At 41.8% G+C, this 6,655-nt stretch carries 5 protein-coding genes; 4 read left to right on the top strand and 1 reads right to left on the bottom strand.

Features of this window, described 5'->3' with window-relative positions:
* The first annotated feature begins 211 nt into the window (after nucleotides 1–211).
* Nucleotides 212–1,465, top strand: coding sequence for a diaminopimelate decarboxylase family protein (locus ACRCJ0_RS08385; protein WP_311879428.1), 1,254 nt, complete (start codon nucleotides 212–214; stop codon nucleotides 1,463–1,465).
* Between the two features lie 244 nt (nucleotides 1,466–1,709).
* On the opposite strand, the gene ACRCJ0_RS08380 is transcribed toward ACRCJ0_RS08385, so the two are convergent.
* Nucleotides 1,710–2,735: a M15 family metallopeptidase gene (locus ACRCJ0_RS08380; protein ID WP_431390161.1), complete on the bottom strand. Its 1,026-nt coding sequence runs from the start codon at nucleotides 2,733–2,735 to the stop codon at nucleotides 1,710–1,712.
* A 151-nt stretch (nucleotides 2,736–2,886) separates the two neighbouring features.
* Here ACRCJ0_RS08380 and proB point away from each other — a divergent pair, with 151 nt between their 5' ends.
* The 3 genes from proB to ACRCJ0_RS08365 all read left to right on the top strand — a co-directional run bounded on the left by proB (nucleotide 2,887) and on the right by ACRCJ0_RS08365 (nucleotide 6,148).
* Nucleotides 2,887–3,690 carry a glutamate 5-kinase gene (proB, locus tag ACRCJ0_RS08375; protein WP_431390160.1) on the top strand — a complete coding sequence of 268 codons (804 nt, stop codon included), beginning with the start codon at nucleotides 2,887–2,889 and terminating at the stop codon, nucleotides 3,688–3,690.
* 92 nt (nucleotides 3,691–3,782) lie between these two features.
* Nucleotides 3,783–5,051, top strand: coding sequence for a glutamate-5-semialdehyde dehydrogenase (locus ACRCJ0_RS08370; RefSeq protein WP_431390159.1), 1,269 nt, complete (start codon nucleotides 3,783–3,785; stop codon nucleotides 5,049–5,051).
* Between the two features lie 98 nt (nucleotides 5,052–5,149).
* Nucleotides 5,150–6,148 (top strand): asparaginase, encoded by a 999-nt coding sequence (locus ACRCJ0_RS08365; protein WP_431390158.1) that lies wholly within the window; start codon nucleotides 5,150–5,152, stop codon nucleotides 6,146–6,148.
* The last annotated feature ends 507 nt before the right edge of the window (nucleotides 6,149–6,655 follow it).

Raw genomic sequence — 6,655 nt, 5'->3', positions numbered from 1 at the left:
TCCCCTCGAATATGGCTGTCATTCATCTAGTTGCATCTTTCAATAGCATTATCATAGATTTAAATAAAAAAATTGTCAAGCCAATTCACATAGATCTTTCATATTATTGTTTTTTTATAAGGTCGCTACCGGACCAGGATTCTATGCTTGCATAAACCACCCATTTTCTTCATAATGAGAGTAAGATTAAATTTAAAGGAGACAACAATTCATGCAAAACAAACGTCCATTTACCAGCCTGGCAAAAGTTGAAGAAATTGCTGCTGAAATCCCTACACCATTCCATTTATACGACGAAGCCGGTATCAGAGACCGCTGTCGTCGTCTTAAAAAAGCTTTCTCTTGGAACCCTAACTTCCATGAATATTTCGCTGTTAAAGCCACACCAAATCCACACGTATTGAAAATTATGCAGGAAGAAGGCATGGGCGTCGACTGTGCATCTTATACAGAACTTGTATTAGCCGACAAAGTTGGTTTCTCAGGCCACGATATCATGTTCTCATCTAACGTTACGCCAGCTGCTGACTTCAAGAAAGCCGCTGAACTTGGTGCGATCATTAACTTTGATGACATCACACATATTGATTTCTTCAAAGAACATGTAGGTGAATTCCCAGAAACAGTTTGTATCCGTTACAATCCAGGTGGCACATTCGAAGTTGCGAACGGCATCATGGACAACCCTGGTGACGCCAAATATGGTATGACCCCTGAACAAACCCGTCAAGCCTTCCAAAAATTAGCAGACTACGGCGTGAAAAACATCGGTATCCACTCATTCTTGGTTTCAGGTTCGACATCAAACGAATACTATCCAAAATTAGCTCGTACATTATTTGAATTAGCGGTTGAATTAAAAGACCAAACTGATTTAAACATCGCCTTCATCAACCTATCAGGTGGTGTTGGGGTTGCTTACAAACCAGAAGAAACACCTGCAGACATCGATATCATCGGTGACGGTGTGCGCCAAGCATACGAAGACATCATGCAACCAGCTGGCTTAGGTGACGTTGCCATCTTTACCGAATTAGGTCGTTGGATGTTAGCTGAAAACGGTGGTTTAGTAGCCAAAGTCCTACATGAGAAAATCACTTATAAAGACTACCTAGGATTAGACGCATCAGCCTCTGACCTATTACGTCCAGCAATGTACGGAGCTTACCACCACATCTCTGTTTTAGGCAAAGAAGACGAAACTGCCGACCAAACATACGATGTAACAGGTGGTCTATGTGAAAACAACGATAAATTCGCTATCGACCGTCAATTACCAAAAACAAACATTGGCGACTACATCTGGATCCACGACGCTGGTGCCCACGGTGCCTCAATGGGTTACCAATACAACGCCAAATTGCGTTCAGCAGAAGTCATGTTAAAAGAAGACGGCACATTCAAACAAATCCGTCGCCCAGAAACACCAGAAGACTACTTTGCAACAATGGACTTCAACTTCTAATTAGAACAGCACACATAAACAAGTCAAAAGAGCCAGGACATCGCGTCCTGGCTCTTTCGCTATATATATTTAATTAAGATAATACATTTATTTAGCTATTGAATATATACTTTGGCCGAGGCGGAAGCTTGCCTAGCATGCCTTAGCGGTGAATTGAGGATAGTCAGCCAAGGAATTAGACCTCGGCTAATCCCGGTCCCACCGCACCTACGGCTATGTAATAAATGTTCTTATTAAATTTTTTTTATGCCAAACCCTCTTCTGCTAGGGCAGTCTGGTAGTTTACTAGGGCTAAGAATTCTTCTAGTGTGATTTCGTATTGGGCGATATATTGCGCAGCTTCTACACCGACATATCGGTAGTGCCATGGCTCAAAGCTATACCCCGTTACCTGCTCTTTTCCTTGTGGGTAACGTAAAATAAAGCCATAATCTTGGGCATTTTCTGAGAGCCATTGAGCTGATGGTTGGTCTGCATAAGCCTCATCTAAACTGCCACTTATACCTGTCCATTCAGTTCCTAACCAGTCAAAGGCTAGTCCAGTTGAATGTTCACTGGCTTCTGCTGGTGCAAAATAAGCATTTGTTAGGTCACGCGCTTCTGATTCTGAATAGCCTTGAGCTAAGTAATCTTGAAAACCATTCTCCACATTTTGTGCTTGATATGCAATGGTCCGGTGAGCAGAAATTGTCGACAGGGTATACCCGGCACTTGCTGCTGCATCAATCAAAGCAGTATAAGCATCTGTGATTGCGGCGTTATATTCTTTCCCTGAATTTGCATAGGCAAAATCCATCACTGGTTCGGTAAGTAATGGGTTAAGTTTATTGACTAATTGATATTGTGCTGAATCTACATCAACTTCTTTAGGTAGGTCTGTCAGCAACTGGGCCATGGCTGCAGTTTCGTCCAGTTCCAGCGTAGCAGCTACATTTGTTGCGATATCCTTCACAGAATAAGATTGGATGTCATCTGCATAGTCGGCTGAAAATTCGGCCATTCGACTGGCTTCTTCATCAGTTGTGGCGTTTGATGCGACTGGCGTGGTGATGGTTTCTGCCAACTCAGCTTTACGTGCTTCAGCCTTTTCCTCATCATCTGAAGAGCCACTTTCTTCGGTGGTTTTTGTATCTGTAGGCTGGTTTGTGGTGGTTTCTGTTTCGGCGTTGGTCTTACTGTAGCTGATATCATAGGCAGCAAGCGCTAAAATAAAGGCCAGTACGATGGCGATGTAGGCCTTGTTAAAGTGGTTCATGTTAATTTTTGACACTTAAGTCACTCCTTGTTTTTCCCATTTGTCTATATCCCTGCCTAAAAATCGCAGGTCCTCTATGCTATAATAACAGAGTGAGATTTCAATTAGATTAAAAAAGAGTAAAACTACTTTTAATATACAAAATTTTTAGATGAGGATGAATGAGATGAATCGTGAAGGAATTTTAAGCGCGAAGAGAATTGTTGTGAAAATTGGGACACATTCTCTTTTGAATAGTCAAAATCAGATTAATTATAACCGGATTGACCGCCTAGCTTTGGCCCTTTCTACCTTAATTCAAGAGGGTAAGGAAGTGATCCTTGTAACCTCGGGTGCGATTGGTGTTGGTTCTGTCAAAATGGGCTTAACTAGCCGACCTACCGATATGGCATCACAGCAAGCGACTGCCGCTGTTGGACAAGTGGCTTTGATGAATTTATATAGTCGGTCATTTAACTACTACAGCCAATTTATCGGGCAAATCTTGTTAACACGGGACATTATCGACTTCCCGGATTCTTACAACAACTACAAAAATGCCATGAATGCCTTATTAGGTCAAAAAATCTTACCCATTATCAATGAAAACGATGCGGTAGCGGTTGATGAAATGGACCACCAAACTCGTTTTGGAGACAACGATACCCTATCTGCCTTGGTTGCTTCAACGATGGAAGCTGACTTGTTGATTTTTCTAACAGATGTGGACGGCTTTTATGATGACAATCCGAAGCGAAATCCTGATGCGGTTCGCTTTGACGTCTTGCATGAGGTGACTGACGACTTAATGGATATGGCTAAGGGTGATGTTTCGGCCTTTTCAACTGGAGGAATGGAAACGAAATTGACGGCTGCTAATGAGTCTTTAAAATCCGGACAAATGACGGTGATTATGTCATCTGAAGATCCTATGCAGATTTTAGACTTAGTTAAGGGCGAATCAATTGGAACTCTTTTCATGCCAAAATAAGCGAATCCAATAGCCTTTCTTAAGATAAATGGTTATAATAAATGAACACAATGAGAAAATACTCATAATTCTAATGTAATGGAGGTACAGACATGATTGATGCACAAGGTTTAGTGAATCTTGGTAAAGCTGCAAAGGTGGCTTCACGAGAATTAGGCAAGTTGGCAAGCGAACAAAAAAATGCGGCTTTATTAGCAATGGCCAAGTCTTTACGGGATAACCAAGCGGCTATTTTAGTAGCTAACCAGGCCGATATTGAAAATACACGAGAGGCTGGCCGACGCCCCGAAAGCTTTATTGAGCGCATGACCCTAACTGAAAGTCGGATTGACGATATGGCCGCTGGGTTTGAAAAGGTGGCGAATTTGCCAGATATTATCGGGCAAACGGATGAAATGTGGTTTACTGAAGATGGCATTGAGATTGGGAAGAAACGTGTACCACTTGGGGTTATCGGGATTATTTTCGAATCACGTCCAAATGTAACAGCTGATGCTACTGCCCTAACCTTTAAAGCTGGTAATGCCGTGATTTTGCGTGGGGGTAGCGAAACGATTCAATCCAACTTGGCCATTATCGAAGCCATTAAAGCTGGTTTATCTGAAGCTGGCGTGACAACCGATGCGGTTAACTTAATCGACAATCCTGACCGGGCATTAGCGACTCAATTTATGCAGATGAACCAATACTTGGATGTGTTAATTCCACGTGGTGGTGCCGCTTTAATTCAAAATGTCGTGAAAAATGCGACTGTGCCAACGATTGAGACCGGTATTGGAAACGACCACTTGTACGTGCACGAAGCGGCTGATTTAGACAAGGCTTTAGCCATTTTGAAAAATGGGAAGCTACAGCGGGTTTCAGTATGTAACGCTTTAGAAAATCTACTAGTCGACGAAAAAGTCGCAGAAGACTTTTTGCCACAAATCGTTGAATCTTTTAAAGCAGACAAGGTCGTTGTGCACGGGGACCAAAGAACGCGGGAAATCTTGCAAGGGAAAATCGATATCTTACCTGTCAATGAGGAAGATTATGCGACGGAATTCTTGGCTTATGAAATTGCGATCAAGGTGACTTCTGGCTACGATGAAGCGATTGAACATATCCAAACTTATTCATCTGCCCACACAGAAGTGATTGTAACAAAAGACTACTCGGTAGCCCGTCAATTCGTGGATGATATTGATGCTGCTGCAGTGGTTGTTAATGCCTCTTCTCGCTTTACAGATGGCGATAAATTTGGGTTCGGTGGCGAAATTGGGATTTCAACTCAGAAATTGCATGCCCGCGGACCAATGGGGATTGAAGCTTTAACGACTTATAAATATGTGATTTATGGCGACGGGCAAATCCGTCACTAATCACCATTCGATAACAGAAACGTGCGTACTGGATGATCCTATCTGGTGCGCTTTTTCGTGGTATAATGGGCGTAAATATTTTTAATAAGGAGCATTTCATGACCAAGCGCGTTTTATTTATACTGACTGGTGGGACCATTTCGGCTCAAGATTCTGACCATGGACTTGTTGCTGGGACCATCAACCAAGAACTAACTGAAATTCTAGCGTCTTCTGGATTAGACTTTACTTATCATGCAGTCAACCTGTTGTCTATCGATTCAACTAATATGCAACCGGAAAATTGGCTGCAGATGGCCCAAGTGATCCAGGACCAATACGAAACCTATGACGGATTTGTTATAGTTCACGGGACAGATACCATGGCTTACGGCGCTGCTGCCCTATCTTACCTGGTACAAAATAGCGCCAAACCGATTGTTTTTACAGGGTCTCAAGTGCCCCTATCAAAAATTGGCAATGATGGCGTGAAAAATATTCTAGATGCTGTAACCTATGCCATTTCTGACCAAGCTTACGCTATATCAATTGTATTCCATGGGGAAGTTTTACTGGGCACCCGGTCGCGCAAAGTACGGTCTCGGTCTTACCAAGCTTTTCAAACCATTGATTTCGCCAACCGGGCAGTTGTCCGGTCACAAAGGGTTTTACCTATCTTAAATCAATCTAGTGATTTAGGGCCAGTTAAATTCTATAACCAACTGAATCCGCGCGTGGGTTTGATTAAATTAACTCCCGGCCTTCCAGCTCAAGTCATTGAAGCCTATTGTAACTTGGTGGATGTCATCGTTATTGAAGGTTTTGGGATTGGTGGGATTCCGCAATTAACCGCTCTCGATTATGCAGGGCAAATTCGGGCAGCCGTCAACCAAGGAAAATATGTGATTTTAACCACGCAGGTCCCGATGGAAGGGTCTGATTATGAGGTCTATGCAGTTGGTCAGTCAATTCTAGGGGAAAAGCATATTATTGAAACAGCCAATATCACCAGCGAAGCCCTAGTCATGAAGACTATGTGGGCCCTTGGGAATTCGGAAGATTTTGACCAGTTCAAAGCTATGATTCAACGTCCCGTTGATTATGACTATCTGAAGTAGAAAAATAACAGGTGTACCCTTTTGAATTAATTGGGTGCACCTGTTATTTTACTTAAGTATTCTTGCTTGAAGTAGCTTTATTGGTAACTTACTCCGAATCCGAATCCGTATCCGTATTTGTTTCCTTGACTGTCTTCATAAGTGTAAGGACGGTCCAAGTAAAATTCCTTGCCGTAGCCTGGCACATCATTAGGTGGTGCACAAATACCATTTTCGCCAACCTTATTTGAATATTTACTTTGCAAATGTTGTTATAAGGTCTTACAATAAGAATCACACGCCAAAAAATAACGGTTTAAATAGTAGTTTGTATTCTTTTAAACAAAGAAAAAGAGCTGAATTTGTGATTTTCAGCTCTTTGTAATTTTATATATTCATAATGTTATATTGCAATCGTTGATTTAAACTAGTTGTTTTTCGAATTTTTTACAATTCAGAAATCACTAGTTTTTCTTAGTATATTTCTTCACTTCAGGAATGACCTTTTCACCTAGTAAATCAATGGTT

The sequence above is a fragment of the Aerococcus sp. L_32 genome (assembly GCF_050689315.1).
The sequence above is the reverse complement of the archived record's forward strand: the minus strand, read 5'-3'. Positions and strand labels throughout refer to the sequence as shown.

Bases quoted from the DNA above. Each gene is read 5' to 3' on its own strand.
- proB (WP_431390160.1), top strand. From the start codon at position 2,887: ATGAATCGTGAAGGAATTTTAAGCGCGAAGAGAATTGTTGTGAAAATT.
- ACRCJ0_RS08365 (WP_431390158.1), top strand. From the start codon at position 5,150: ATGACCAAGCGCGTTTTATTTATACTGACTGGTGGGACCATTTCGGCT.
- ACRCJ0_RS08385 (WP_311879428.1), top strand. From the start codon at position 212: ATGCAAAACAAACGTCCATTTACCAGCCTGGCAAAAGTTGAAGAAATT.
- ACRCJ0_RS08370 (WP_431390159.1), top strand. From the start codon at position 3,783: ATGATTGATGCACAAGGTTTAGTGAATCTTGGTAAAGCTGCAAAGGTG.